Source organism: Rhodococcus ruber, assembly GCF_027270735.1.
Classification (GTDB): domain Bacteria; phylum Actinomycetota; class Actinomycetes; order Mycobacteriales; family Mycobacteriaceae; genus Rhodococcoides; species Rhodococcoides rubrum_A.
In genome coordinates this window covers 1-26,810 of the sequence record NZ_JAPWIJ010000009.1, presented here as the reverse complement: position 1 = coordinate 26,810, position 26,810 = coordinate 1, and the positions used below count along the sequence as shown (strand labels likewise).

Here is a 26,810-nt window from a genome sequence, read left to right as displayed (position 1 = left end):
CGAACCAGCCCTAGACGACGCTGTCGCGGTGCATGGCCTCGATCTCACCGGCGCTGCATCCGATTTCGGTGAGCACTTCATCGGTGTCGGCACCGTGTTTGCGGCCGGTGTAGCGGATTCGGCCGGGGCTACCACCCATCCGCCACATGACGTTCTGCATCCGGACCGGGCCGAGGTCGTCGTCCTCGACGGTCGTCACCATCTCGATGGCGTTGACTTGAGGATCGGACAACAGGTCGCTCGGCTTGTAAACGGGAGCGACTGCCGCGCCGGCTTTCTCGAACTCGTCGATCACCACGTCCTTGGTCCGCTCGGCAATCCAGCCGCCGACGTACTCGTCCAGAAGGTCGGCGTGGGCGGCGCGCTGACGACCGGTGGCGAACCACGGTTCGTCCAGCACCTCGGGGTGACCCACCAGTACCAGCACGCGTTCGGCTATCGAGTTGGCGCTCGTGGAGATCGCCAACCAATGCCCGTCTGCGGTCTTGTACAGGTTGCGGGGCGCGTTGTTGCTCGACCGGTTCCCGGTCCGCTCCTGATCGATGCCCAATTGATCGGCGTAGATGACGCCCGGCCCGACCGCAGCCATGATGGGGCTCAACAGATCCAGGTCGATCTGCTGCCCCTTGCCGCCGTTGTTGGTGCGGTGCAGTAGAGCCATCGACACGGCCGACGAGCCCGCGATCCCGGCAAGGGAATCCGCCAAGCCGAACGCCGGAAGCGTCGGCGGCCCATCGGCTTCGCCGGTCAGGTGCGCGAAACCACTCATCGATTCGACAAGCGTTCCGAAGGCCGGCCTGGTCGCGTACGGTCCGGTCTGGCCGAAGCCGGTGACACGCAACAGGATCAGACCAGGGTTGAGCTCGGAGAGAACGTCGTATCCCAGTCCCCAGCGTTCGAGGGTTCCCGGCCTGAAGTTCTCGACGACCACGTCGGCTTCTGCGGCGAGGCGTCGGAATATGGCTCCGCCTTGGGAGTTTCCGAGATCGAGGGTGACCGTGCGCTTGTTCCGCCCGATCATCGTCCACCACAGAGGGTGACCGTCCTTGTCCAAGCCATGCCCGCGCATACCGTCGGGCTTGGTGGGGTGCTCGATCTTGATGACCTCTGCCCCGAAGTCGCCGAGGATCTGCGCGACGAGGGGGCCGGCGAGGATCGTCGAGATGTCGAGTACCTTGATGCCCTCCAGTGGCCCCGTCACAGGTACGGGCGGTGCAGGTAGCGGCCGGCGGGAGCGCCGGCGACGGCACCGTCGGCGAGTACCCGCTGACCACGGACGAACGTATCGGTCACCTTGGCACCGAGCTCGAATCCCTCGAACGGTGTGTACTCCTGCGCCGACTCGGAATCCTCCGGACGGACGGTCCAGGTGTGGTCCGGGTCGATCAGGGCGATGTCTGCGTCCATCCCGACGGCGATGTCTCCCTTACCCGGTAGGCCGTAGCGCCGGGCCGGGTTGAGCGAGGTGAGCTCGGCGATACGCCGCCAGCTCAGGCCGCGCTTGCGTCCTTCGCTGACCAGTCCCGGGAGCAGGTACTCGGCACCCCCGAAGCCGGACTTGGCGGCGAAGATGTCGCCGCGGTCCTCGGCGAACTTCTTCTCGTCCTTGCAGCACGCGTGATCGCTGACGACCCAATCGATGTCACCTGCGAGTAGGTGCTCCCACAGCGCTTCGACGTCGTCACGCGGACGCAGCGGCGGGTTGACCTTGCCGCCGAGGCCGTATGCGGTGTCGATATCGGCCAACAGGTGCCCGATGGTGACCTCACGGCGGAAATTGACGTGCGGGAACGCCTTTGCCATCCGCATCGCCGCAGTCAGCGCCTTGCGCGAGGACAGGTGCAGCAGGTTGATGTTCGGCAGCTGCGTCTCGTCCGCGAGGAACGACGCGATGGTGACGGCGAGGCCCTCGGAGTGCGGCGGCCGCGACGCACTGTATGCAGCCAGGCCCTCGAGGGTGCCTTCCTCTTCGACGATCTTCGTGTACGCGCTCATGATCTCGGCGGTCTCGCAGTGCAGCGACAGCGAGATGTGATCGGCTTTGTCGCCCATCTGCTCTCGGGCAGCCTGGATGCCGCGCATCACGAACTCGAAGTGCGCCAGGTCGTAGCGCTCGCCCTCCGGGGTCATCAGGAATTCGCTCTGATCGGTCGACCGCCCGTGGAGCCCGTGGCTGCCGTAGAACATGAAGATCTTGAACGAGGTAACGCCGTGATCGGCAATCAGCGAGGGGATTTCGTCGATGTGTTCTTTGGACATCGGCGCGAGGTGGTACGCGTAGTCCACGTACGGGCGTCCCTCGGTGGCGTCGAGAACCTTCGGGAACACGTCGGCGTAGGAACCACCGGTGTTCATGTAGTACTGGCCGGTCCGCATGTACGACAGTGAGGTGGTCACGCCGCCCTGGACACACGCCCGCGACTCGGTCTCGGCATCGTCGCCGAGCGAATTGTAGATGCCCCAATGCTGGTGTGCGTCGACCACACCGGGGAATGCGACCTTGCCGGCAGCGTCGATGACGGTCTCCGCGGATCCTGCATCGATGTTCGCCTCGATACGGGTGAACTTGCCGTCTTCGATCAGCAGATCCAGAAACTCACCCTCGTCGGGTGCGTCGGATCCTGGCCGAACTACGCGCGCATTGGTGATCAACAGCGTTGACATGATGGTCCTTTCGAATTTTTTCACAAGAGTTCAGTTGTTCGGAGTGAGCTTGCCGCGAGGTACGCCAGTCCGAGTGCCGGGAGCAGTCCGTTCCCCGCGAGATACCCGGCAGCACCGTGGCCGGAGATTCCCATCGCGGCACCGCCCGAGGCGAACAGACCGGTGATGGCGGAACCGTCGGTGCGAAGAACACGTGCGTTCTCGTCGACGACGAGGCCGCCCTGCGTATGGAACAACGCGGGCACGATCTTGATGGCGGCATACGGCCCGGTGAGTGTGTGCTCGAAAGAGCTGCGGCCGAACGGGTCCGGTGCCTCGCCTGAGGCATACCTTTCCACAGCGATGAGTTCCTCCGCCACTGCCGCAGGTGGGAGCCCTGTTGCGGCCGCAAGACCCTCCGCATCGTCGGCCCACACTGCGGCACCCGAGTCGACGGTCTGCTGAAAGTCTTTGAACGACAAGCACTTGTCGTAGATCTCGCGGTCGATGACAACCCAACCCTCGGAACCGGGCCTGGCGGCGAGAGTGGCGGCATACTCGGAGTATCCGGTCGTCTCGTCGCCGAACCTCCTGCCGGTTCCGTCGAGCACAATGCCGCCGTGCATCACCGTTGCCCACCCGACGAGCGTCGTCGCCTGCTTCGACAGTGCCGCGTGGCCCTGGTACGCGTCGAGGTACGCCGAATCGGCACCGAGGCGACGCCCGATGGTGAGCGCGTCACCGGTGGAGTACTCACTGCCGTGATAGCGGGCAGCGGAAATCTCCGGCACGTGCTCCCCCACCATCTCCGCGTTGGCACCGTAGCCGTTGGTGGCCAACAGGACTGCACGAGTAGGAACGACATCGACGCTGCCGTCGGGCATCGTGATCGTCACTCCGTCGACGGCCCCGTCGGAATCGACGGACACGTCGGTCAGTCGCGCGGGTGTCAGCATGTCGATGCGCGGCTCGTCGGCGACCGCTCGCGCGAGGTGCTCGAGCATCCCACTGCCGTGCCGGCCTTCGACAGTGTGACAACGCAATTGTGAATGGCCCGGATACGCGAAATCGGTGACGAGCGTGAGCGGTAGTTGCACGTGATCTGCGAGCCATTCCACCAGCGGGGCACTGACATCGGCGAGGGTGGACGCCAGCCGCAGATCGGCACTGCCTTTGGTCTTGCGCAACACGTCGTCCAAGAACTGCTGCGGGGAATCGTCGATTCCGGCCGCACGCTGCCACCGTGAACCGGCACCGGGGATCATGGCCGTGGACATCGCAGTGTTGTTGCCCCGCTTGAAGTGCGCACTGGCCTCGACGACCAGCACGTCGAGCCCGAGCTCGGCCGCACGGAGAGCCGCGACGAGGCCGCCGCCCGCGCCGGCCACCACCAGGTCGGGGCCGTCCTCGCTCATGCGGGGACCTGCAATTCCGAACGCAGACCGAGTAGCCTCAGCGCAGTGGCGGTCGGGTCGACCACCTGCGGGGACGAGAGTGGATCGACGAGATCGACTGCGGAGCAGGCATTGATGGCGATGGTGCACCGGAGCTTGCTCGCGTGTCCCGAGACTGCTCTCCCCCAGGCTGCGGTGTCGGCAATATCGTGCACACCGAGCCCGAGTACCTCGGTGGCCTCGGCGACGATCCGGTAGAACCCGAGTCGGCGGTCCATTTCCGCGGCGATGGCGTCGTTCCTCGCCAGCGCGCCGATCCGGTGTCCTTGGGAGGCATAGAACGATGCCGTCAGCCGGGTCAGGCCGTAGAGCGGCCGCGCGAACGAATCCGACTCCTCGGCGCAGGGATCGAGCACGCAGTCGGGCAGGAACCCGTCGGCTTCCGTCTCGTGCACGGAGCGGAAGGCCAGCGCCAGCACGTCTTCGGATCGTCTGATGTCGAATTCGGTGTCCAATGCGCTGGGTGCGTCGGCCCCGATGTTGCGCAGCTCGACGCTGATCCCTGCGGGAGAGAGCTGGTCGTACCGATCCTGCCGCCGCTGCAGTTCTGCCGCGTCGACATCGATCGGGGTGAAGGCCAAGAGGTGCATGTGAAGTGAACTCCTAAATACCGAGGTAGGCAGCTTTGACCCGCTCGTCGTGTGCCAATTCGGATCCGGTGCCGGTCAACACGATCGACCCGCTCTCGATGACGTATGCGCGATCGGAGATCGCGAGTGCCTGCGCGGCATTCTGTTCGACGATCAGCACGGTCACACCCGAATCACGGATTCGAACGATCGCATCGAGCACCTGGGCCGCGAGCTTGGGCGCGAGCCCGACCGACGGTTCGTCGAGCGTCAGCACTCGCGGCTTCGACATCATCGCGCGGCCGATCGCGAGCATCTGCTGCTGACCACCGGACATGGTGTCGGCCCGTTGTTCTCGTCGTTCGGCCAGAATCGGGAACAGTGCGTAGACCTGGTCCAGGGATTCCTTCACACCGCTGCGCTTCTGGGTGTAGGCGCCCATCTCGAGGTTGTCGGCGACAGTGAGGCTGCCGAACAGCGCTCGGTCCTGTGCCACGTGCACGAGCCCCGCTCGGACGATCCTGTCCGCCCGCATTCCGTGAATGGCGTTGCCGTCCAACAGGATCTTGCCGCCGGAGGTGGACACCAGGCCGGACAGTGCACGCAGTGTTGTCGTCTTTCCTGCACCGTTCGCGCCGATCAGTGAGACGATCTCGTGTCGATCGACCCCGAGGTTCAACCCGTGCAGGATCTCCAGACGACGGTATCCGGCATGCAGGTTGTCGATTTCGAGCATCATGCTGTTTTCTCCTCACCGAGGTATGCCTCGACGACACGCTCGTCGGCTACCACCGTGCGCGGGTCACCCGAGGTGAGCACCGCGCCTTCGTGCATGACTACCAGACGCTCGGACAGGGCCATCACCGCCGCCATGATGTGCTCGACGAACAGCACCGTCTGGCCCTCCTGGTGCACTGTGCGCAGCAGTTCGATCATCGGTGCACGCTCGGCTGGGACCAGCCCGGCGAGAACCTCGTCGAGGAGCACAACGCGCGGCTCCATGGCCAGTGCGCGAGCCAGTTCGAGTCTCTTCAATCCCGCCGTCGACATGGCCGAGACCTTGCCTCCGACCTGATCGGACAATTGCACGCGGTCCAGAACGTCGAGGGCGTGACGCCGAGCATCCCTACGCGACTTGCGTTTCGACAACGCGGCGATGGTGACGTTCTCCAACACCGACATCGACTCGAAGGGGCGCATCAGTTGGAAGGTACGAACCAGTCCGGCGCGTGCGATCTTGCTGGCCGGCCAACCGGTGATGTCGGTACCGTCGAAGATCACTCGGCCGGTGGTCGGCGGCTGCTCACCGGACAGCAGGGAGAACAAGGTCGTCTTACCTGCCCCGTTGGGGCCGATGATCCCGAGGAATTCGTGCTCGGGCACATCGAGGCTGACGTCGCGCACCGCATGGATACCCGAGAACGACTTGCTCAGGGATTCGATGCTCAACAGGCTCATCGGTTCCACCTCTCACGGATCGTGCCGAAGATTCCCTTGGGCAGGAAGATCACGATCGCGATCAGAATCACCGAGTACGCGGCAACGTCCAATCCGATTGTTCCCTGCAGGAATTCGAGGAAGGCGGGTGGGTTTCTCAGCAGCTCGTTGATCAACTCGGACAGCGGCCCGATCACCGCAGCACCGATGACCGGTCCCCAGATCGTTCCGATGCCGCCGATGACGGCCGGGACGATCGCTTCGACGGAGACCGCCGAACCGAAGGCCTGTTCCGGGCCGACGAAGAAGTAGTACTGCGTGTAGTAGACGCCTGCGACGGCGGTCAGAGCACAGCTCGCCGCCACCGCGATCAGCCGATACTTCATCGTGTCGATACCGAGCGAGGCCGCGGCGGTTTCGTCGTCGCGAGTGGCTTGGACGAACTGCCCGGCCCGCGAGCGGGTGTAGAAGATGGTTCCGAGAACGGCGAGGGCCAGGATGACGAGGGGAATCCAGACGTAGTTGGGGCTGCCCTTCTCGAACTGCAGCATCCACCACGAATCACGAGGCAGGATGGGCACATTGAATCCCTCGGTCTTGTTGAAGACTTCGAGGTTCTGCACCAGCAGCAGGAACATCTGCGCGAAGGCGAACGTCGCCAACGCGAAGTAGGAACCGGCGAGTCGGTAACGCAGGCACAGATACGCGATGAGGGTTCCCACCACCGCCGAGATGATCGCCGCGACGACCATCGAGATCCACGGGGAAATGCCGTGCTCGACCAACAGATATGCACCGGTGTACGCACCGATTCCGAAGAAGGCGGCGTGGCCGAAACTGAACATGCCACCGAACCCACTCATGATGTTCCATGCCACGGCCATCACGGCGAAGATCAGCGTACGAACGGCAACGGTCTGCGCCTGCTCACCGAGCAGTAGCGGCAATGCTGCTACCACGACGAATCCGATTGCGAGCGTGATCAGTTGACGACGAAGCCAGGTGTCCTTCAACCGTGGATCGTCGGGCACCGGGGTGGGTGCGGTTGTTGTCGTTGTCATCGGCGCGCTCCGTACAATCCTTCGGGCTTGAGAAACAGGACGAGAACGAACACCGCGAAGACCAGGATCAGCGAGCCTGTTCCAGGCAGATACAGCGCGCCGACGGTCTGCACGAGGCCGATGACGAGGCCGCCGACCATGGCTCCCACGACGCTTCCGAGTCCGCCCAGGACGACGATGACGAAGGCCAGGATGGTGAACTGTTCTCCGACCGACGGCGTCAGGCTGGTGAACGGCGTCATCAAGCCGCCGGCGACTGCGACGCAGGCAGCACCGATACCGAAGGTGAGCGCGTAGACCCGACCGATGTCGACGCCGACGAGCTTGGCTCCCTCGGAGTTCGACGCCACCGCACGGATGGACAATCCGAGCGGCGTCCGTTTCAGTACCGCGGTGAGCGCGACGGCGACCAGAGCGGCCCCGATGAACGCGATGACTCGCGGCCACGAGGCGACGGCACCGAGTACGTCGAGAGAACCGTCGATCGGAGCCTGTGCCGATTGAGGTCGCCCGCCGAAGATCATCAGCAGCACGTTGATGATCAGCAGCGACAGGCCGAGGGTGACCAGTAGCGGGCCGTCGTGGCTGCCACTGATGGTCAGCTTCGTCAGCAGCGTTGCCTGGACGACCATGCCGAACAGGAACATCACCGGAACGGCCAGCAGCGTTGCGACGTAGACCGGCAACCCGGCGGTGGACAGCGCATACACGATGTACATCGCCATCGTCAGCATCGCACCCTGGGCGAAGTTCACGATACCGAGAACGCCGAAGATGAGCGTCAGCCCGACGGAGATCAGTGCGTACACACCACCGAGGAGAAGTCCGGAGACCACCGACTGTGTGACAAGGCCCTGATCTTTTCCGCCGACGAGATAGATCACCGCCATGATGACGACGATCGCTGCTGCGACCGGGATGCCGGGGTTCAGCCCGGAGAGACTCTTCTTTCCCGTCTTCTCCGCAGTCGAGGTAGCGGCCGTCACTGGCCGGCTCCCACGGGGAACTCGAGTGCGTCCGTTGCGAACTCCTCGGGGAAGACCTGAGCGACTGCACCGTCGCGCACCTGCATGACGATGACGGTCGCGTTCTTGTTCTGCCCGGTCTCGTCGAACTCGATCGGTCCGCTGAAGGCAAGGAGAGGGTCTGCGATCGAGACGCCGGAAATGGCCTCGCGCAGATCTTCCGGGTCACTGGAGGCGCCGTCGTTCAGACCTGCCGCAATGACCTCGACCGCCTGGTAGGACAGCATCGCTGCGGTCTCCATCGGGCGTCCGTACTGGGCCTCGAAGCGCGAACGAATGTCGGTGACGCGGTCACTGGTGGCGTCGTAGTGGTAGTTGGCGCTCAACACGCCGTCGCCGGCCGCGCCTGCATCGCTGGGGAAGGAGCTGTCGTCGAACGCGCCGTTGGCAATTCCGTAAACACCCTTGACGTTCAAATTCAGCTGTTCGACCGCACGGGCGATCAACAGCCCGTCCGGGTAGTAGCCGGTGGCGACGATGACGTCGGGGTTGGACACCGCCGCCTCACGGACCTGTGTGGTGGCGTCGGAGAAATTCGTTGCGGGATAGGTGATTTCCTGCACCGACGAGATTCCCTGGTTCGCAGCCTCGGCCTCGAATGCGTTGAAGACGCTGTCGCCGAAGGATCCCTCGATGTGCAGGTAGGAGACTCGGTCGATGGCCTGACCGGTCTGCTCCTCGATGGCGGCCAGCGCCTTGGCACCGTCGGTTCCCATGCTGGAGGCGTTCGGCTGCATACGGAACGAGTACTGGTACCCCTGGTCGAGGATCTTGTCGTCGACGGCCACGTCTATCACGAGCGGCACCCGAGATCGCTCGGCGACCGAAGCGACGTTCTGCGTGACGTCACTCTGGTACGTGCCGATGAGCGACACCGCGCCATCGTCGATCAGTCTCTGTGCCTCGCTCTGGCCGACCTCTGCTTTGCCCTGGCTGTCACCCGACACCAACTCCAACTGCCGACCGTCCAAGGACGAAATGCCGCCTGCTGCATTGATATCGGCCACCGCAAGAGCAGCACCGTCGTTCATCAATCCGCCCACACCTGCCAGAGCTCCGGTGGTGGGATGAACCGATCCGATCTTGATGGGGCCGGAGTCGTCCGAGCCGGTGGAGGAACCACACGCTGCTGCACCCACGACTGCAACGGCTGTCAGCACACCTACGAGCTTCTTCATTGTTGAGTCTGCCTTCCGCGCCCATCGGCGCCGAGTCGAACCACTGGGCGGAACCTACCGTTCCGCTGAGCGCACCATCAGATTGATGATTGATCTCGCTGAAATCGAGTATGGCACGCATCACGGCCTCAGAACAGGCTCTTCCGTCAATTTCTTGTTACGGGTATGGTTCGCTCAGCGGAACGCCTGCACATCCGAAAGGTGGCACTTATGGTCAGCAAGCCTGCACTGGAGACCTCGACCGGAACCGAGTCGGCCGATCGTGTCGCCGATGTACTGATCGCCTTCGCGCAATCCGACCGGGCGCTCGGCGTGTCCGAGATCGCCCGCACTCTGGACCTGAGCAAGGCTGTGGTGCACCGCATTCTGCAATCGCTCGCGTCGCGGTCGATCGTGCAGCCGGTCGCGGGCGAGTCGACCTATTCACTCGGCCCGGCGGCGATCGGACTCGGCACCAAGGCGTGGAGCCAGCTCGACGTTCGCTCGATCGCCGCTCCAGTGCTCCGCGCGCTGCGGGCGAATACACGCGAAACCGCAACACTGTCGGTGCTTGTCGGTCACCGACGCGTCTATCTGGATCAGTACGAGAGCCCCCAGGAGGTCAAGATGGTCGTCGAGATCGGGCCTCAGTACGCGCTGCACTCGGGTGCATCGAGCCGAGCGATCCTGGCGTTCCTCCCCGATCGATTCGCGCAGGAAGCATTTCAGGAGCTCCGCAGCAGTTCCCCCGACGCCGACGAGACCCGCTTCCGCGCTCGCCTCGCCGAGATCCGCACCAACGGGTACGCAACCTCGACGAACGAACGAAACACCGGTGCAGCCTCGATCGCCGCTCCGTTCTTCGACGCCGCGGGGCACGTACTCGGATCGGTCAGCTCCTCGGGACCCGCCTTCCGCTACTCCTCGTCCGCGGACGACGAACACATCGTGCACGCCGGTCAGGTTGTCGCGGCAGCCCAGTCGATCACCAGCATCCTGGAAGCGCGTGCAGCTCGATGACCCTCACCTCTGCCAGGTCGTTCCTCTACGTACCGGCGAACAAGCCCGAACTGTTCGACAAGGCCGTCGCCGGTGTCGCCGACGCAGTGATCATCGATCTGGAGGACGCGGTTCCACTGCTGGACAAAGACCGAGCACGCGCCGACCTCGCACGGTGGTTGGCGTCGGAACCATCGACCGATACTCAGATCTGGGTCCGCGTCACCCCCGAATTCATGGCGCAGGACCTCGAGGCCGTGGCCGAAGGCGGAGTCACCGGCATCATGGTGGCGAAGTGTTCGATCGAGTCACTCACTCACGCAGACCGATTCCTCACCGAGCACAACCTGCCCGAGGTCGAGCTGATCGGACTGATCGAGACGGCTCACTCCTTACGTGCTCTGCCGAAGATGGCTCGATGCAACAGAGTTCGAACGTTCGGGATCGGTGAAGTCGACCTGCTCGCGGACTTGCGGATCACCCGTTCGGAGTCCACGGAAGCGATGATCGACGGAATCCGCGCGAGCGTCGTGATCGACTGCGCTGCCGCAGGTTTGGCCGCACCGATCGCTCCGACGTCGACCGACTTCCGGGACCTGGACGGATTCGTCACCACCACAGCACGTTTCGTGCAGATGGGGTTCCGCGGCCGAACGGCGTTGCACCCGAGCCAGGTTCCGATCATCAATGCCGCACTTACGCCGTCGACGGAGGACGTCGCTGCCGCACGTCGACTGGTGGAACTGTACGACGTGGCCCAGGGTGGCCCGACCGTCGACGACAACGGCCGTTTCGTCGACGAAGCAGTGGTACGTGGTGCGCGGGAGATCCTCGCCCGCGCGTGAAAACCGGCTCGGGCACCGCCACACGAGTAACGGTGCCCGAGGACTGTCCTATTGCTGCCTGGTCGATTTCAGATCGGTCAACGGCGCGAGCAGTGTTCCGATGTCGGTCAGGTCCCCGAGTCGATCGCATCGACCGGCCAGTTCCTTCAGTTCGACGTCGGAGAGGAACGGCCCCGCATTGCTGGTGAACTTGGTCGAGACCTCACCGAACGACAGCGGCCGTTCGGGTCCTCCACGGGTGGTCAGCACCTCTTCGACGACGACTGTTCCGTCGGTCAGGGTCGCAGTCAGTACCGCTGGGAACTGGTGCGGGAAAATGGCATCGCACCGGGAATCCGGAACGACGTCCACTTTGGCCATCAGCGCTCGCCGATCGGCCGACTTCGCCAACTCGTCCGTGTAGTCCTCCAGCGCAGCACCGAGTCCGCCTCCGCCCAGCAAGCCGACCACCACCGCGTAGGGGCCACTGAACTGAGCCATATATCCGGTCTCGGGCGTGCGCTTGACGTCGATGGGTTCGCCGATGGTCCGCAGGTTCGCCGCAGGCACCCCCAGCTCCAGCTTCTCGATCTGCTCCGGCCCGATTCCCCTCGCCCGCAGCGCTGCTCCCGCGTCGATCGCAGCGTGAGTGAAGTGATTGGCCGGGTAGGGCTTGAAGAAAATTCCGGGGACGGCCCACTCGGAGCCGAGTCCGTCCAGAATTTCGTTCGCTCGGCCCGGCTCGTGCAACCAGGCCTGGAAGAAGCCGAACCGTCCTTCCAGCACAGTCGGCGGCCCCGTGATCCCATGTCGCGCAAGCCCGGCCGCAGACAGCGCGGAATGCGCAGCCCAGCCGCAGTGCATACGCTTGACCGTTCCGCCGGTGCGGTTGGCCTCGATGATTCCCGACGCCATCGACGCCGCAATCCCCATCGTGTCCACGATCTGTTCCTCGGATGCACCACCGATGACCGCTGCGGCCACGGCGCTGCCCATGGCACCGCAGATGGAGGTGGCGTGTTGACCGTGCTCGAAGAAGACCGAATTCTTGGTCTCGGGATCGAACCCCGCCATCCCGATCCGTACACATACCTCGAGCCCGATCGCGATGCCCCGTACGAGTTCTCGACCGTCGGTTCCGTGCTCCTGAGCGGCTGCGAGTGCCGCAGGCACCACGCTGGCACTCGGGTGCAGGATCGATGGCAGATGGGTGTCGTCGAAATCGAGCGAGTGTGCGAGCACGCCGTTGACGAAGGCGGCCATGGCAGGCGGCAGTGCGACATCGAGTCCGACGGCGGACGCCGTTGCCGACCCACCTTGTTCGCGTGCCCATGCGGTCGCGGCCCGACTGGTATCGAGGTCGGTGGCAGCGACCGCGATGCCGAGCGTATCGAGTACTCGCATCCCCACCGAGGCGACAACTGCCTCGGGTAGATCCTGGTAGCGGGTGGTCGCGGCGAAATGGGCGATGTGCTGCGCGAGTGTGCGTTCGGTCATGCGGACCTCACCGCCAACGGGCGGACCGGCGAACCCGTTGCGCCGAAGATGTTCAGCGGCACGAGGAGAAACGTGAACTCGAAGAGTTCCTGGCGGGAGAGCTCTTCGAGGTCGAGTGCCTCGATGATGTAGATACCGCTCTCCACCAACAGAACTCGGTGTGCGGGTAGCAGACCGTGGCCGCCGCCGGGAGCGAGCCGCTCGAACGCGATGGTGTCGGCACCTGCAGCGTGTACGCCTTTGCCCGCCAACCACTGTGCGCCTGCTTCTCCGACTCCGGGAACACCGGACGGTCCACCTACGTAGGGCAGGCCCTCGGCGAACAGCTGGCCCCAGCCGCTACGAATCAGGACGACATCACCGGGTTCGACCTCGACGCCCTCTGCAGCACAGGCTGATTCGAGATCGTCGACAGTGATCTCGTATCCGCCCTCGCATCGGCCGATGCCGAGGAGCCTCGGGATGTCCAGCAGGACACCGCGGCGGATCATGGGCTCGATGGTGTGCACGCCGTGTTCGACGTATTTTCCACCGAGGCAGGACTGACCTGCATCGGCCCCGCCGTGCAGTTTGCCGTCCTGGCTGACGTGAGCAAGGGCATCGATGTGTGTGCCCACATGCGTTCCGGTGGTGATCATGTCGTTCGCGGCGCTGCCGCCATCCGCACGAGTCATGTCACCGTGCCTGCGCGGCAACGTGTGCCAGAACTGCGGATGATTCGGCGACTGCGGCATGCCGACCCTCAGCTGCCTACCGAGATCGACTGCATGCACGCCCCCCTGGACGGCACGAAGAAGTTGATCGGACATTGCTTCATCTCCTCGTTCGACGCTGAGCAGACACCTCACACCAGCGTAATTTTGTTTCGCTAGCCGGAACGTTTGAGAATCACTGAGAGTCGCACCGGCAGTAGGCCGAGCGTAGCAGTCCCCTGCTTACCCGTCTCGATCATTGACTCTTCCGTTCAGGACCTAATACAGTCCACGAATGGATGACTCCAAAGCGTTTCGCTCAACGGAACATATTGATGCGATTGATCGCCTGTCAGCCGTGATGGTCGAACTCAGGGGCGCACCCTTGCCCGCACCACTGGGCGACCGAGTCCGCTTGATCCTGTTCGATCTGCTGGGCGTCACCCTCGCCGGTGCGCGCTCCGCGGAGATGGTCGAATTGCGCAGGAACTGGTCGGCCGAGCCAGGATTTACGCACCCGATCGGTGGGAGCGCCGGCACCACTGTCGACACTGCGGCCGAGCTCGACGCGATCGCGTCGTGTTGCCTCGAACTCGACGAGGGCAACAAATACGCCGCCGGTCATCCTGCTGCTCATGTGCTACCAGCGGCGATCGCTGCGACCAGGCTGGCATCGACGCCGGTTACCGGCTCGACGTTTCTGACGGCCGTCGTGGCGGGATACGAGGTTGCTGCTCGATTCGGCTGGGCACTGACCCGCCACAGTTCCTGGCACACCCACGGGCACTGGGGTGCTACCGGTGCGGCCACGGCAGCTGCCATCATCCATGGTGCGGGTGCGAACGAGGTTGCTGCGGCGATCGATTCGTCGTCTGCGCTGGTTCAGGTGGCACCGTGGGCGGTGGTCCTCGACGGGAATTTCTCCCGAAACCTGTGGATCGGCGGTGCTGCACGGGCAGGCGTCAGCGCAGCCAAACTGGCCAGATCGGGGATGGTCCACAATTCGGGCGCTATCGAACACACCCTAGGCGCAATTGTCGGCACCTTGAACACGGCCAAGCTGACCGAGGACCTCGGTGATCGATGGCTCACGCTGGAGGGCTACGCGAAGCAGCACGCCAGCTGCTCGTACACACACGCGGCTGTGGACGCCGTACAGAGCCTGCGCTCGAATGCCGAGTGGTCCGTGGACGACATCGAGCATGTGCGGGTGCGGACGCATTCGTTGGCAGAACCGCTGTTTCGGCGGCACCCGTCCAGCAGGCTGGGCGCGATGTTCTCGCTTCCTTTCGTGGTGGCGACCGCTTTTGTGTCCGATGCGATAGACGTCGACTCACTGAATCCCACAGGTACGACTTTCACGTCGGCGGAATTGTTCAGCGCACGGGTCAACGTCGAGTCATCGAGCGAACTCGATGCGCTGCTACCTGCACGGAGAGCCGCCGAAGTGACGATCGCGTTCAGAGACGGAACGACGGTGTCGGCGACTGCTCCGAATCCGTTGGGCGACATCGATCACTTCCCGATGGATTACGCCGCCCTGCGTGCCAAGATAGCTCGCTTGGTCGGTGACGCCGACGCCACGATCCTCGAAGGCGTCGTCGATGCCATCGCCGAGACGAATGACGTGGCGACACTGTTGCGCTCGTTGCCCACACACTAGCGTTGTCCGATCCGCACCTCGTCTACGAACTCGTCTGCTGCCCAACCCAATCGATCCCTGGTCAGGTCGGGCAGGGTGACCGTCATCTGCACGAGGTACTGATCGACGATGTGCTGGACGACCACATAGCGGGTCCGGGCGAACAGCGTCCGACCGTCCCAGTCGTATCGACCGGCGATCGAGACGGACGGGAATCCGCGCAGCGGTGCTCGGTCGCGACTGACCTCGACCCAACCCGGCAACCCCCGTGAGTCTCCGAACCCGCACTCCAGCAGCGATATCGGGTCCACGGACCGCGTGAACTTACCCACCAGAGCCATTGCATTCGGCACGAACCCGTCGACGGCGTTCGACGGCGAACACAGCACCGCGGTGGCATGCGGGAACAGGTACTCGGGAACCAGGTCCCAGCCCGGCATTGTCGGCAGTTCGAGACCGAACCTGGTGCATTCGCTGCGATGTACGGACACGAGTTCGACACCCTGCTGCTGCAGGAAACGTTCGATCGATCCCTCTCGAACCGTCACTGGACAGCATTCCTTCCAGCGGAGATCGAGGCGGCTCGGTCGGCGCGGATGCGCTCGAGCAGACTGGGTGGACGCAGCAACTCGCGCGCATCGTCGTGCCCCAGTTGCTCACGAGCCCAGGGATTGTCGCGACACCATTGCAACAGCGCGAGCAACGAGTTCGGTTCGACCTTCTTCTCGCACACCATCAGTATCAGCTCCTGATCCGATTCGCTGTCGGCTTCGCGATACACAACCCGGACAGTGGGGTACAAGTGCGGATGGGGCACCGCCGGATTCGGATGTGTTTGTGGCTGCAGGCCGACAATCCCGTCCCACGGAACAACCGTGACGTCGCTGATCACCTTCCATGCCCGACGTCGATAGATCTCCTGCACTATGCCGTCGGGATGCAGTGAAATTCTCGTCCGGTTGACGATGACGAAACCGAGGACGAAGCACAGCAGCACCACCGGGGCTCCGACGAGCGTCGAGATCTCCGCCCTGAACTGGCGACGTCCGGGTTCGTCATCCCTCCAGTAGAAGTAGGAAACGCCGAGCAGAACCGCGAGGGCGAAGATGAAGCTCCGGATCAGGAAGTCTCCCCGCCCGGGCACGGACAAACCACGTCCCTCCGCAGCAACCTCGATCGGTCGCACGAAACGCGACAGCCGCGCAGACCCTACACCGGACATCACCACAGACTGTCCGAGTGCCACGATCACCAGAAACGCGGGCCACAACAAGCCCATGAGCACATCCGGGGGAAGGGGCTCGAACAGAAGGACGAGGGTCACAAGAATCGCTACGGATGCCCCAGCGAGGCCGACGAACGCTATGAGCCACCCGACATGCACACTGCGCCACGTTCGCACCCATAGTGGCTTCGTCTGTCCCACAACGCTTTTACGAACTGAATATGCCGGAGGACCCTCCTGCCGCGGCACGGCACGATCGTCTCTGCGGTCGATCATCGCAATGTCCACTCGAAGACTTTGGACACGCCGTGGCTCACGGTGCCCCCGACGAGGGTTCCCAACGCGACCCCTGCGGCGGCGCCGGCAACCGTTCCAGGCCCCGGAAACCACGAGCCCGCTACGCCCCCGAGTCCGGTGAGCGCGTACGTCACGTAGCTTGCGGCCGCCAGACCGACGGCCGTGCTCGCCGAATTCACCAGGATTGCCTCGGTCGGGTCCACTCCTTCGTCGATATCGTGTGCAATCGAGGGAATCGTTCCGGCGACCGCACCGAACGCCCCGAGTCCGCGACCGATGTTTTTGGCGACGTCGTCCACGGAACCGACACCTGGAAGTTCCAGCGCCCTCTTCGTTGCGTCGGTCATTGCACCGATGACCGACGCCGCCACGGTCGTCGGCCAATCCGGCATCCACGAGAACGATCCGTCCGGGTTCTCCACGAACTGTCCGGTCGGGCTGGTGAGCGCCAACTCTGTCAACAGCTTCGTGGGGCCGACCAGCTGCTCGGCAGCGTCGAGCGCGGCCTTTTCGGCCTGGTTCAGAGCACTCTGAATATCCCGAGTCAACTGCGCTGCAGCAGAGCGCAGTTCGTCGGCCTGGCGTATCTTCTCGTCGCCCAGGCTGTCCGGGATCAGCGCGATCATTCCACCGGGATCGACCACACCGTCTGCCTGTACGGCGAACCCGCTCGCCGTTGCCGCCGACACCTGCGCCTGCAGGTGGGCCTTCGCGGCGTCGACCATTCCTGCTGCGGTCTCGAATGCCCTACCGAGGGAATCGATCTCACCGCACACGGAGCTCATCCGGGTGCATTCGGTCACCACGCGTTCTGCTGCAGCGCTCGCAGCCTCGCCGGTCCACGTCTCGGCCAGCACATCCTGCTCTTCCAACACCCCGGTGCGCTGGCCGTTGACACGTTCGACTATCTCGGCCAGTTCGATCATCGTCTTGCGCATCGACTCCGGTTCCCAGCCGGCGACGTGCGGCACTGTCGGCGTCACTTCGGCTGGTCCATCGCAGCGAGGCAACGGGCGAGTTCGTCGTCGGCGATCTCGTAGTTCTGCGCGACGCCGCGGGCAATGTCCGCGACGCATTCGGCCCGGCCGGCCAGTGCTGCAACGGCTCCCGCCGCCGCTGCCGCGGCCGCCGCACATGCTGCGCCGAAGTCGGTACCCTGCAGCGCATTCTCGGATTCGCGGAACGGGGCGAGGGTATTCAACTCGGCGATCGCCTCCCCGGTTCCCGACAACACATTCGAAAATTGCCGCAGGATCACTGGATCCACATTCACTGTCATGACGCTCCCCCGAGTCGCACCGTATCGACGCCCGGTGAATCGGCGTCATCGGGTTTGACGCCCGCGGGCTCGGATCGGTTCCGTCCGGTCCGATTCCGGAGCCGTGACTGCGGCGAGTACCGTTGGCCCGGCTAACGACCTAGGGGGGGTGCTCGCCATGAACGGCCGTCGACTGTCGTTCGCTGCCGCGGCCGGACTCGCGGCCGCGATGGGCGTCGGGCGATTCGTGTTCACGCCGCTGCTACCGATCATGGTCGACGCGGCGGAGTTGACCCCGAGCAGCGGTGCCGTCATCGCGACCGCGAACTATGCCGGCTATCTCGTCGGCGCGATCGCACTGTCGGTGCGTCCCTCGATCAACACGACGACATCGTTCCGGTTGTGGACTGTCGTGCTCATCGCCAGCGAATTGGCCATGGCTGCTGTGCATTCCACCGCAGCGTTCTCTGCCCTGAGATTCCTGGCAGGCCTGGCGAGCGCCGCGGTGTTCATCGCGTGCGCGAGCACCGTCACCAAGCACAGTGCCGACGGTGCGTCACCCGGGATCGCGTTCGGCGGCGTCGGTGCAGGCATCGCGGCGTCGGGCATACTGACGTTGCTCGTCGGGCCACATCTGTCGTGGGAGGCGCTGTGGGTGTGCTCGGCGGTGCTGACAGCGGTCCTCGTCGCCCCGGCGTGGACGCTACGGGTGCATCCCGAGCCCGCAACGCAGGCTGCATCCGGCGACATCGATCGCAGGACCCGGACCATCTGGCGAACACTGCTGTTCGCGTACTTCCTCGAGGGGCTCGGCTACATCGTCGTCGGTACGTTTCTCGTGGCGGCGGTCGGTGGCCACGGCAGTACGTCGGTGGGTCCGGCGGTGTGGATCGTCGTCGGATTCGCCTCGGTACCGGCGACCGTGTTGTGGCAGGGAATTGCTCGGCGAACCAGCATGCGCAGCGCCCTGGTGGCAGCATTCGCTTTGCAGACCGTCGCCGCGGTCCTTCCCGCTCTGACCGGAAACACCGTCGCCGCTGTGTTCTCGGCTCTGTTGTTCGGCGGAACGTTCATGGGCATCACGATGCTGACGATGAGCACCGCCCAGACATTGCCCATCGGACGTACCGCGGCAACACTGACTGCGGTCTACGGCGTCGGGCAGGTACTCGGCCCACTGATCGTCGCGCCCGCCATCGGCGATTCTTATTCGATCGCCTTCGCCATCGCGACCGGGGTACTGGTGCTGGGAACCGCAGCGTCCCTCCGGGTGTTGCGGTTGTCTGCGTAGGGCCACCCGCAAAACCGGTTGGGTGCTGGCAGGAATATCGCCACGTGACGGAGATCGCGCCGGGCCTCTACCTGGTCTTTCCTCTTGCGGTAGCGATCGTGCTGCACTTCTATGTTTGATACGCCCTCGGCACAGGGAAGGCGTCGAACTGGCGCACGTGAGGCACATCGATCCGAACGCGCCACTACATCCGAGGAGAATTTCACATGCCCACCACAGTGGCCGATCAGCTCGTTCGCGGACTCGTCGACGCCGGCGTACAACGCATCTACGGCATCGTCGGCGACAGTCTCAATCCGGTGGTCGATGCAGTGCGTCGTACCGGCGGATCGGCCAAGGGCGGTATCGATTGGATTCACGTGCGACACGAGGAGGCCGCGGCGTTCGCTGCCTCGGCCGACGCGCAGACCACCGGCGCTCTGGCCGTATGCGCTGGTTCGTGTGGCCCGGGAAACCTTCATCTGATCAACGGACTGTTCGACGCCCACCGCTCCGGCGCACCGGTTCTGGCGATCGCGTCGCACATTCCCAGCAGTGAGATCGGCTCGGGTTACTTCCAGGAGACACACCCCGATCGACTCTTCGGCGAATGTTCTCTCTACAACGAGTTCGTCTCCACCGCGGAGCAGGCACCTCGGGTGTTCCGTGCGGCGATCAATGCCGCCATCACCGGAGGTGGGGTGTCGGTCCTGACGCTCCCAGGCGATATCGCCGAACTGTCGGCCGCCGGAACGATGGACCCGATCGCCATTCCCGCGGCACCGATCGTCACACCGCCCGCGGCGGACATCCAGCGACTGGCCGACGCCATCAACAACGCCGAGAAGGTCGCGATCTTCGCCGGCTACGGCGTCAAGGGTGCCCACGACGAGGTGGTCGCATTCGCCGACACCATCGGCGCTCCCGTCGGACATTCGTTGCGCGGCAAGGAGTTCATCCAGTACGACAACCCGTACGACGTCGGCATGACGGGTTTGCTCGGGTACGGAGCTGCGCATGCCGGGATCCACGACGCGGATCTACTCATCCTGCTCGGCACCGACTTCCCGTACCAGCAGTTCCTTCCCGAGGACGTCACGACCGCGCAGATCGACATCGATCCCACCAAGCTGGGGCGTCGAACCTCGGTGCAGTACCCCATCCACGGTGATGTTCGGGCCACCCTGAATGCATTGGCTCCGTTGGTCACCCGCAAAACAGACCGCCGCTACGTGGAGAAGTGGGTGGACAAGCACAACGACCTGATGGGCAAGACCGTCGGCGCGTACACCCGCAACGCCGAGAAGCTCGTTCCGATCCACCCCGAGTACGCTGCGTCGGTTCTCGACGACCTCGCCGCCGGCGACGCAGTGTTCACCACCGACACCGGCATGTGCAACGTGTGGACCGCGCGCTACATCAACCCCACCGGCCGTAGAGCTTTCGTCGCGTCGATGCTGCACGGATCCATGGCCAACGCATTGCCGCACGCCATCGGAGCACAGTTCGCCAACCCGGGCCGCCAAGTTGTCTCGATCTCCGGCGACGGTGGCTTCTCGATGCTGCTCTCCGAACTCTTGACCGTCGCGATGTACAAGCTGCCCGTCAAGATCGTGCTGTTCGACAATTCGACGCTGGGCATGGTCAAGGCCGAGATGCTCGTGGACGGCCTGCCCGACTTCGGCGTCGACGTGCCCCAGGTCGACTACACGGGCATCGCTGCAGCCGCGGGTATCCATGCACAACGCGTCGAGCAGCCTGGTGACATCCGCAGCGCCCTCGAGACCGCGTTCTCTGTCGACGGTCCGGCGCTGGTCCAGCTGATCACCGATCCCTTGGCTCTGTCGGTGCCGCCGACTCTCACCGGAGAGCAGCTCAAGGGATTTGCGTTGGCGATGAGCAAGGTCGTCCTCAACGGCGGCGTCGGCGAGGCCGTTCGGATGGCGAAGTCGAACCTGCGCAACGTGCCCCGGCCCTGATCGGACCTCACGTCTGTCCACATCGGCGCGACGGGTGACCCGCGAGGTCTCGCTCGTCGCGCCGAGTTCTGTCGCAGGTGCCTCCATCTACCGTTCGATGTCCGGCCGACACCGAGCGTCGATCGCCAGGTTTGCGGCTATTCTCGACGGACCGCCCAAACCGGACATCACGATCCGGGAATCGACCGTTCGGAAGGCACCACCATGGCCATCGACTACACCCGCAAGCCCTCGACCGGGCAACCCTCGGCATCGCAGGCCGGCGCTCCGGTCAGTCTGAGCAAAGTGACGCTGTCCAAAGCATCGCCGACCATCAGCCTGACCAAGTCCGGCGAAAAGCAGGGCTCGATGCGGGTGAACCTCAACTGGTCCAGCGGCGCACCTGCGGCACAGCCGAAGAAGAAAGGCTTCCTGGCCAAGTTGGCCGCCGCGTCGTACGGTTCGGGCGGAGTCGATCTCGACCTCGGGTGCCTCTACGAATTGCGCGACGGCTCCAAAGGCGTTGTTCAAGCGCTCGGAAACAGCTTCGGTTCGCTGCAGGACGCGCCGTTCATCGCTCTCGACGGCGACGACCGTTCCGGCTCGGTCAGCGGCGGCGAGAACATGCACATCAATCTCGCCCATCCCGAGAAGTTCGCCCGCATCCTGATCTTCGCGATGATCTACGACGGCGCACCGAACTGGGCCGCAGTCGACGGAGTGGTGACGCTGTACCCCACCAGCGGACCTCAGGTGGAGGTACGCCTCGATTCGGCCGAGAACTCGGCACGGATCTGCTCTATCGCATTGTTGGAGAACACGTCTGCCGGAATCACGGTCACCCGTGAGGTCGAGTACATCCAGGGCAGTCAGGCCGACCTCGACAAGAAGTACGGCTGGGGACTGCGCTGGGCAGCGGGCCGAAAGTAGTCAGACCGACTGCGGTGGAGTCATTTCGAGCCTGACTCCGATCAGGCGGACTTCTCGACTGTGATCGAGACGATCCACCAACGCCACCGCAGCCGAGGTCAGTACTTCTGGATCGAAGGTCGGCACACCAGCGATCGGTGCGCTGACGGTGTGCGTCTCGAACGGCGCGTAGCGGATCTTCAGTGCGGCTCGTACGGCCGGCCGATTCTCGGCTTCGATGTCTGCCAACACTTTCGACGTCAACGCCGCGACCTCGTGCCGGATCGCGGCCCAATCGGCGACGTTGGTCTGGAACGTGACCTCGCGACTGTGTGACCGCGCTACCCACGGCTCGGAGGTGACCGGCGCGAGGTCTACACCCCGCCCCTTCGTTCCGAGCCAGGGGCCGATCTTCGGTCCGAACGCCGCGGCCAGGTCCGCGTCGTCGGCATCGGCCAGTTCTCGGACGGTCGAGATATCCAGTGCGGTAAGCCTCTTCGAGATCTTCTTGCCGATCCCCCACAGCGCGTCGGTACCACGTGCACCCATCACCTCGAACCAATTGTTCTCTGTCAGGCGATAGATGCCCTGCGGTTTGTCGAAGTCGGTAGCGATCTTGGCTCGTAACTTGTTGTCTCCGATACCGACCGAGCAATGCAACCCTGTCGCGTCGAACACCGCGTCGTGCACTGTCTTGGCAAAGCGCTCCGGGTCGTCGGTCTCGACACCGAGAAATGCCTCGTCCCAGCCGATCACCTCGACTACGACACCCAACGTTCGCAGCGTGTCCATCACCATCGCAGACGCCTCGTCGTACGCCGGTTTGTCGACCGGGAGAAAGATCGCGTCGGGAATTTTCTTCGCGGCGACTCGCAGCGGCATCCCGGAACCGACACCCTCGGCCCTCGCCTCGTACGACGCCGTCGAGACCACACCGCGCTCGGTGGGATCTCCCCTACCGCCGACCACCACGGCTTTGCCCGCCAGATCGGGGTTCCGCAGCACTTCGACGGCAGCGATGAACTGGTCGAGGTCGACGTGCAGTACCCATCGGCGACGCCCTGGGTCGGTTGGGGTGCTCCCGGTCATGGTGCCCAGTGTGCCCGTGGTGTCTCATGACGCAATGACGAAATCGATATCTCGCACCATCGGCCGGGTCGTACTCGGGGCGTTCCTCGTCTTCGCCGGTCTGAGCCACCTGTTCTGGGCGCGCAGTACTTTCGCAGCCCAGGTGCCCGGGTGGGTGCCACTGAGCACCGACTTCGTCGTGTTGGCGTCGGGGGTCGTCGAGATCGGGCTCGGGCTGGCGCTGCTGTTCTGGACCGCTCGCGCACCGCTTGTCGGGTGGGTGGTCGCGGCCTTCTTCGTCGCGGTGTTCCCCGGCAACATTTCGCAATTCGTCACCCACACCGACGCGTTCGGCCTCGACTCCGACGCAGCACGAGGAATCCGATTGCTGTTCCAGCCGCTGCTGATCGTCTGGGCGCTGTGGTGCACCGGGGCCTGGGCCCAGTACCGCGCGTCACGTCAGGGCCGCGGTCGGAGTCAGTAGACAGACTGCCGACCGGCCGGAGCAATGCCGTGGTGCAACTCGGCCACATCAGGGTGTGCTCGCGTGCGGGACTTCCACGCGTTCTCACCGTAGGTGCTGTAGATGGGGTTGTCGGGGTCGTTCTCGACTCCTCGTGAATGCTGCGCCAATTCGGCGGGCAGTTCGATCACCGGGACGACGGCATCGAGGGCCGGGCTCAGAAAGTGTGGCACCGATATCCGGTCGATGCCGGGCCCCGGCGCGACCACCCGGTGCCGCGTGGCCCGGAGATAGCCTCCGGTCGCCACCTCCAACAACTCGCCGATATTGACGATGAATGCCCTGGCCAACGGCGGCACATCGATCCACGTATCGGGAGTCGTCTCCACCTGGAGTCCCGACGACTCCGGTTCGACGAGGAGCAGCGTCAGCACCCCGGAATCCTTGTGTGCGCCGACGCCCTGCGAATGATCGGGAGTACCCGGATAGCGGACGACCTTCATCAGCGTTGCGGGCGCGGTGGCGAAAGCATCGTCGAACACATTCTCGGGGGCTCCGAGGGATTGCGCCCAATGTCGCAGGAGACGAAGTCCGAGACCCGATACCGTGCGCTCCCACTCCTCGAACGTCTCTCTGAACCCTGTGGGCTGTGACGGCCACAGATTGGGACCCTGCAGGTTCCAGTACCCCTCGGCCCCGTCGATTGCCGGGCGCTCGGGTCCGATGTCGATCTGCTCCCGCCAGTCCACCCGGCCGTTGGTCAGCTCCCCACCCACCCGTGAGTAGCCGCGGAAGTGCGGGCTCTTCAGCTGACTGATCTCGTCCTTCACATGGTCCGGCACAGCGAAGAACCGACGCGCGAGACGCAGCACCTCGTGCATCCGTTCGGTCTCGATCCCGTGTCCGACGAGATAGAAGAAGCCGGAACGATGAGCAGCTTCGCGCAGAGACCGCTGGAACGCGCGGGGGTCGTTTTCGGCGGATGCAAGATCGAGAACAGGAAGCATGTTCGCAATTGTCCTCCCCACCTGCCGCGTCGGCCAGCACTGTTGAGATTCGGTGAATATCGGTGCGCGGATGCGAGACTGGACGCCATGAGCCCTGAAGCACTCGACATCACAGTCGTCGGTCACGGCGCAGCCACCTATCCGCCCGAGCAGTGCACGCTGTCGCTGACCGTCCGTACCGACGGACGAACGGCGGAGTCGGCGTCCGAGCCTGCCCAGCAGCTCGTCCGCGAGCTGACGCGTCTCGTCGAACCCCTCTACAGCAGCGACGGCGGCCCCATCGATCGGTGGTCTGTCGATCAGGTGCGGCACTCGCGAAACAGGCCGTTCAATCACGACGGCGAACAATTGCCGTACGTCTACCAAGCGGAGGCATCCGTCGAAGTACAGTTCAGCCAACTCGACCTGGTCGACGCCTTCGTCTACGCCGCCTCTGCGCTCGAGGGAGTGTCGATCGATCACTTCGATTGGGACCTGACCGCATCGAGCCGGATCTCGCACACGCTGGCAGTACGCGAACTTGCCGTTCGGGACGCGGTGGCCAAGGCCGAGGCTTACGCGTCGAGCCTGGGGAGAACGGGGGTGCGCGCCGTCGCGATCGCCGATCCAGGTCTGCTGCCGGGGACCGCCGAGCACGGCGGCCCCGACGCCTCCCCTCGTATGTTCGCCGCGAAGTCTGCACCGACCGGGTTTGCGCTCAAACCCGAGAACATCACGATCGCTGCGAGCGTGCACGCCCGATTCACCGCTATCTGACGCCGCGCGCATACGCTCGAACCATGAATCGAGACGATGCCCGACGCCTCTGGCCGCGGCCACCGCTGTTGCCTCGTCCGATCGTGATGGATCAGCGCTGGGAACGGCTGGTCTTCTTGCACTGGCAAGTGCCCAGCTCGGCTGTCGCTCCGCTGCTTCCCGACGGGTGTGAACCCGACGAGTTCGACGGTTCCACGTGGGTCGGGCTGATCGGCTTTCACATGGTCGGTGCAGGCCTCGGATATCGGCACCCTGTTCCGTACTTCGGTACGTTCGGGGAGATCAACGTCCGGCTGTACTCCGTCGACGCAGAGGGTCGACGCGGCGTCGTGTTCAGATCGCTGGAGGCTTCCAGACTGGCAGTCGTGTTGGGCACCAACCTCGCTCGCATTCCGTATCGCTGGGCCTCGATCGACATCGACGACGACACCACCACGATCGGCTACCGCAGCAAACGCCTCGCTCCGCCGCGGCGAGGTGCCACGACCGATTTCGGAATCGTCCGGGGAACACGCGACATGTCCGAGAACCCACTGGCAGTCTTTCTCACGGCGCGATGGGGATTGCACACCTCGCTGGCCGGCAGGCTGCTGTACGTACCGAACGTGCACCGGCACTGGAACCTGGTCGATGCGGAACTGACCCACTGCTCCGACGAACTCGTGGCTGCAGCAGGCCTGCCCGGCGTCAGCACACGCCCGCCGGACTCGGTGCTGTACTCACCCGGTGTCGAAACCCAGTTCGGAAAGCCCTACGTGGTTCGCGGCCGATAAAAGATCACGTGTCCCGAGGACAGCTCGACCACCCAATCCCCGTGGGACTGGTCGGTACCTTCTTCGGAGATGGTGCTCGACGTGACGCTCTCCCGCAATACGAGATAGCCGGAATCGAGCGGAAGATCGAACAGCAGCTTGGTGCCGTCCGAGAATTCGACAGCCGGCTCGTCACCCGTCGACAACCGAACCACGGTTGCACCGATCGAAGGGAGACCTTCGACAGTCGATACTTCCGTGCTGAGGTGCTCAGGAGCCGGCCACGATTCGACGGCCCCTTCCGGTCCGCACAGGACGGTGGACCCGTCTGCGGCGCAATACTCCCAGGATTCGACTTCGTCGCGGGGAGAAGCCACCACTGTGTGCCCGCCGGCGAATGCCATTCGCAGCACGCCCGACTGGTCGTAGTCGACGTCTTCGCACACGAGACCGTGCAAGGCCGCGAGGGCCCGTAAACCCTCGAACTGATTGTCTTCGTCGACCGTGAGGTCATCGATCACCACTTCACTGAAGGAAATGGTGGCTCCGTCGTCGAATTCGATGCTCAGATCGAAATCGAGCAGAATTCTGCTGACGCGGTGCTGATCGACGGCGAGTTTCATCGACTTCGACTGTGCCACAGAACCGAGCCCTTGGTACACAACCAACCGTTGGCGAGCATGGTCGATGAGAATCGATTCGCGATCGGTGCGGCGGGTTGGGTTGTGGGGGCGATGGTTTCGAAATGCAGTATGCCCCCGACCGGATGGTCGGGGGCATACTGGGATGGTTGTGTTCGGCGGTGTCCTACTCTCCCACACCCTGTCGAGTGCAGTACCATCGGCGC

The 26,810-nt window shown here is 64.2% G+C and carries 27 protein-coding genes; 9 read left to right on the top strand and 18 right to left on the bottom strand.

Annotation, left to right across the window (positions count from 1 at the left end; genetic code table 11):
• Positions 1-10: 10 nt before the first annotated feature.
• The 9 genes from O4220_RS20440 to O4220_RS20400 are packed head-to-tail and all read right to left on the bottom strand — an operon-like array spanning position 11 to position 9,367.
• Complete coding sequence (locus O4220_RS20440) at positions 11-1,201, bottom strand: CaiB/BaiF CoA transferase family protein (RefSeq protein ID WP_269607309.1); 1,191 nt, start codon at positions 1,199-1,201, stop codon at positions 11-13.
• Complete coding sequence (locus O4220_RS20435; protein ID WP_094629347.1) at positions 1,198-2,664, bottom strand: dihydroorotase; 1,467 nt, start codon at positions 2,662-2,664, stop codon at positions 1,198-1,200. The genes O4220_RS20440 and O4220_RS20435 overlap by 4 nt, the downstream gene beginning before the upstream one ends.
• A 20-nt stretch (positions 2,665-2,684) precedes the next feature.
• Positions 2,685-4,058 carry an FAD-binding protein gene (locus O4220_RS20430; protein ID WP_269607308.1) on the bottom strand — a complete coding sequence of 458 codons (1,374 nt, stop codon included), beginning with the start codon at positions 4,056-4,058 and terminating at the stop codon, positions 2,685-2,687.
• Positions 4,055-4,687, bottom strand: a complete 633-nt coding sequence (locus O4220_RS20425; protein ID WP_269607307.1) for a hydantoin racemase — start codon at positions 4,685-4,687, stop codon at positions 4,055-4,057. The genes O4220_RS20430 and O4220_RS20425 overlap by 4 nt, the downstream gene beginning before the upstream one ends.
• Before the next feature lie 13 nt (positions 4,688-4,700).
• Positions 4,701-5,405: an ABC transporter ATP-binding protein gene (locus O4220_RS20420; RefSeq protein WP_269607305.1), complete on the bottom strand. Its 705-nt coding sequence runs from the start codon at positions 5,403-5,405 to the stop codon at positions 4,701-4,703.
• The gene (locus tag O4220_RS20415; protein ID WP_269607304.1) at positions 5,402-6,124 is read right to left on the bottom strand and encodes an ABC transporter ATP-binding protein; all 723 of its coding nucleotides are present in this window, start codon (positions 6,122-6,124) and stop codon (positions 5,402-5,404) included. Before O4220_RS20415 ends, O4220_RS20420 begins: the two co-directional genes overlap by 4 nt.
• Entirely contained in the window at positions 6,121-7,164 is a 1,044-nt protein-coding gene (locus O4220_RS20410; protein WP_269607303.1) for a branched-chain amino acid ABC transporter permease, read from the bottom strand. Before O4220_RS20410 ends, O4220_RS20415 begins: the two co-directional genes overlap by 4 nt.
• Positions 7,161-8,150 carry a branched-chain amino acid ABC transporter permease gene (locus O4220_RS20405; RefSeq protein WP_269607302.1) on the bottom strand — a complete coding sequence of 330 codons (990 nt, stop codon included), beginning with the start codon at positions 8,148-8,150 and terminating at the stop codon, positions 7,161-7,163. Before O4220_RS20405 ends, O4220_RS20410 begins: the two co-directional genes overlap by 4 nt.
• Complete coding sequence (locus tag O4220_RS20400) at positions 8,147-9,367, bottom strand: ABC transporter substrate-binding protein (protein WP_269607301.1); 1,221 nt, start codon at positions 9,365-9,367, stop codon at positions 8,147-8,149. Before O4220_RS20400 ends, O4220_RS20405 begins: the two co-directional genes overlap by 4 nt.
• A 210-nt stretch (positions 9,368-9,577) precedes the next feature.
• Here O4220_RS20400 and O4220_RS20395 point away from each other — a divergent pair, with 210 nt between their 5' ends.
• Both O4220_RS20395 and O4220_RS20390 read left to right on the top strand, forming a co-directional pair.
• A complete protein-coding gene (locus tag O4220_RS20395) occupies positions 9,578-10,366 on the top strand; it encodes an IclR family transcriptional regulator (RefSeq protein ID WP_037190737.1) in 789 nt (262 codons plus the stop codon).
• Positions 10,363-11,190 carry an HpcH/HpaI aldolase/citrate lyase family protein gene (locus O4220_RS20390; protein ID WP_269607300.1) on the top strand — a complete coding sequence of 276 codons (828 nt, stop codon included), beginning with the start codon at positions 10,363-10,365 and terminating at the stop codon, positions 11,188-11,190. Before O4220_RS20395 ends, O4220_RS20390 begins: the two co-directional genes overlap by 4 nt.
• A gap of 48 nt (positions 11,191-11,238) precedes the next feature.
• Here the strand turns inward: O4220_RS20390 and O4220_RS20385 are convergent, their stop codons facing one another.
• On the bottom strand, positions 11,239-12,666 hold the full coding sequence (locus O4220_RS20385) for an MmgE/PrpD family protein (protein ID WP_269607299.1): 1,428 nt from the start codon (positions 12,664-12,666) through the stop codon (positions 11,239-11,241).
• On the bottom strand, positions 12,663-13,475 hold the full coding sequence (locus O4220_RS20380; RefSeq protein WP_269607298.1) for a cyclase family protein: 813 nt from the start codon (positions 13,473-13,475) through the stop codon (positions 12,663-12,665). Before O4220_RS20380 ends, O4220_RS20385 begins: the two co-directional genes overlap by 4 nt.
• A gap of 178 nt (positions 13,476-13,653) precedes the next feature.
• Between O4220_RS20380 and O4220_RS20375 the strand changes: the two genes are divergently transcribed.
• Positions 13,654-15,021, top strand: coding sequence for an MmgE/PrpD family protein (locus tag O4220_RS20375; RefSeq protein ID WP_269607297.1), 1,368 nt, complete (start codon positions 13,654-13,656; stop codon positions 15,019-15,021).
• On the opposite strand, the gene O4220_RS20370 is transcribed toward O4220_RS20375, so the two are convergent.
• From O4220_RS20370 to O4220_RS20355, 4 genes are all read right to left on the bottom strand, one after another.
• Positions 15,018-15,548 (bottom strand): LpqN/LpqT family lipoprotein, encoded by a 531-nt coding sequence (locus tag O4220_RS20370; protein ID WP_269607296.1) that lies wholly within the window; start codon positions 15,546-15,548, stop codon positions 15,018-15,020. The genes O4220_RS20375 and O4220_RS20370 overlap by 4 nt on opposite strands.
• Positions 15,545-16,324: a hypothetical protein gene (locus O4220_RS20365; RefSeq protein ID WP_269607295.1), complete on the bottom strand. Its 780-nt coding sequence runs from the start codon at positions 16,322-16,324 to the stop codon at positions 15,545-15,547. Before O4220_RS20365 ends, O4220_RS20370 begins: the two co-directional genes overlap by 4 nt.
• A 173-nt stretch (positions 16,325-16,497) precedes the next feature.
• Positions 16,498-17,505, bottom strand: coding sequence for a hypothetical protein (locus O4220_RS20360; protein ID WP_269607294.1), 1,008 nt, complete (start codon positions 17,503-17,505; stop codon positions 16,498-16,500).
• Positions 17,502-17,801 (bottom strand): type VII secretion target, encoded by a 300-nt coding sequence (locus O4220_RS20355; RefSeq protein WP_269607293.1) that lies wholly within the window; start codon positions 17,799-17,801, stop codon positions 17,502-17,504. The genes O4220_RS20360 and O4220_RS20355 overlap by 4 nt, the downstream gene beginning before the upstream one ends.
• Positions 17,802-17,958: 157 nt before the next feature.
• Between O4220_RS20355 and O4220_RS20350 the strand changes: the two genes are divergently transcribed.
• The 3 genes from O4220_RS20350 to O4220_RS20340 all read left to right on the top strand — a co-directional run bounded on the left by O4220_RS20350 (position 17,959) and on the right by O4220_RS20340 (position 21,938).
• Positions 17,959-19,071, top strand: a complete 1,113-nt coding sequence (locus O4220_RS20350) for a YbfB/YjiJ family MFS transporter (protein ID WP_269607292.1) — start codon at positions 17,959-17,961, stop codon at positions 19,069-19,071.
• A 206-nt stretch (positions 19,072-19,277) separates the two neighbouring features.
• Complete coding sequence (locus tag O4220_RS20345) at positions 19,278-21,029, top strand: pyruvate dehydrogenase (RefSeq protein ID WP_269607291.1); 1,752 nt, start codon at positions 19,278-19,280, stop codon at positions 21,027-21,029.
• Positions 21,030-21,233: 204 nt separating this feature from the next.
• Positions 21,234-21,938 (top strand): TerD family protein, encoded by a 705-nt coding sequence (locus tag O4220_RS20340; RefSeq protein ID WP_269607290.1) that lies wholly within the window; start codon positions 21,234-21,236, stop codon positions 21,936-21,938.
• Here the strand turns inward: O4220_RS20340 and O4220_RS20335 are convergent, their stop codons facing one another.
• Entirely contained in the window at positions 21,939-23,006 is a 1,068-nt protein-coding gene (locus tag O4220_RS20335) for a DNA polymerase IV (protein WP_269607289.1), read from the bottom strand.
• A gap of 34 nt (positions 23,007-23,040) precedes the next feature.
• Here O4220_RS20335 and O4220_RS20330 point away from each other — a divergent pair, with 34 nt between their 5' ends.
• The gene (locus tag O4220_RS20330; protein WP_269607288.1) at positions 23,041-23,469 is read left to right on the top strand and encodes a hypothetical protein; all 429 of its coding nucleotides are present in this window, start codon (positions 23,041-23,043) and stop codon (positions 23,467-23,469) included.
• Here the strand turns inward: O4220_RS20330 and O4220_RS20325 are convergent.
• Positions 23,463-24,455 (bottom strand): isopenicillin N synthase family dioxygenase, encoded by a 993-nt coding sequence (locus tag O4220_RS20325; RefSeq protein WP_269607287.1) that lies wholly within the window; start codon positions 24,453-24,455, stop codon positions 23,463-23,465. The two genes, O4220_RS20330 and O4220_RS20325, sit on opposite strands and share 7 nt — an antisense overlap.
• Before the next feature lie 87 nt (positions 24,456-24,542).
• Here O4220_RS20325 and O4220_RS20320 point away from each other — a divergent pair, with 87 nt between their 5' ends.
• Positions 24,543-25,211, top strand: a complete 669-nt coding sequence (locus O4220_RS20320; protein WP_269607286.1) for an SIMPL domain-containing protein — start codon at positions 24,543-24,545, stop codon at positions 25,209-25,211.
• A 23-nt stretch (positions 25,212-25,234) separates the two neighbouring features.
• On the top strand, positions 25,235-25,984 hold the full coding sequence (locus O4220_RS20315) for a YqjF family protein (protein ID WP_269607285.1): 750 nt from the start codon (positions 25,235-25,237) through the stop codon (positions 25,982-25,984).
• On the opposite strand, the gene O4220_RS20310 is transcribed toward O4220_RS20315, so the two are convergent.
• On the bottom strand, positions 25,963-26,586 hold the full coding sequence (locus O4220_RS20310; protein ID WP_269607284.1) for a DUF6188 family protein: 624 nt from the start codon (positions 26,584-26,586) through the stop codon (positions 25,963-25,965). The two genes, O4220_RS20315 and O4220_RS20310, sit on opposite strands and share 22 nt — an antisense overlap.
• Between the last annotated feature and the right edge of the window lie 224 nt (positions 26,587-26,810).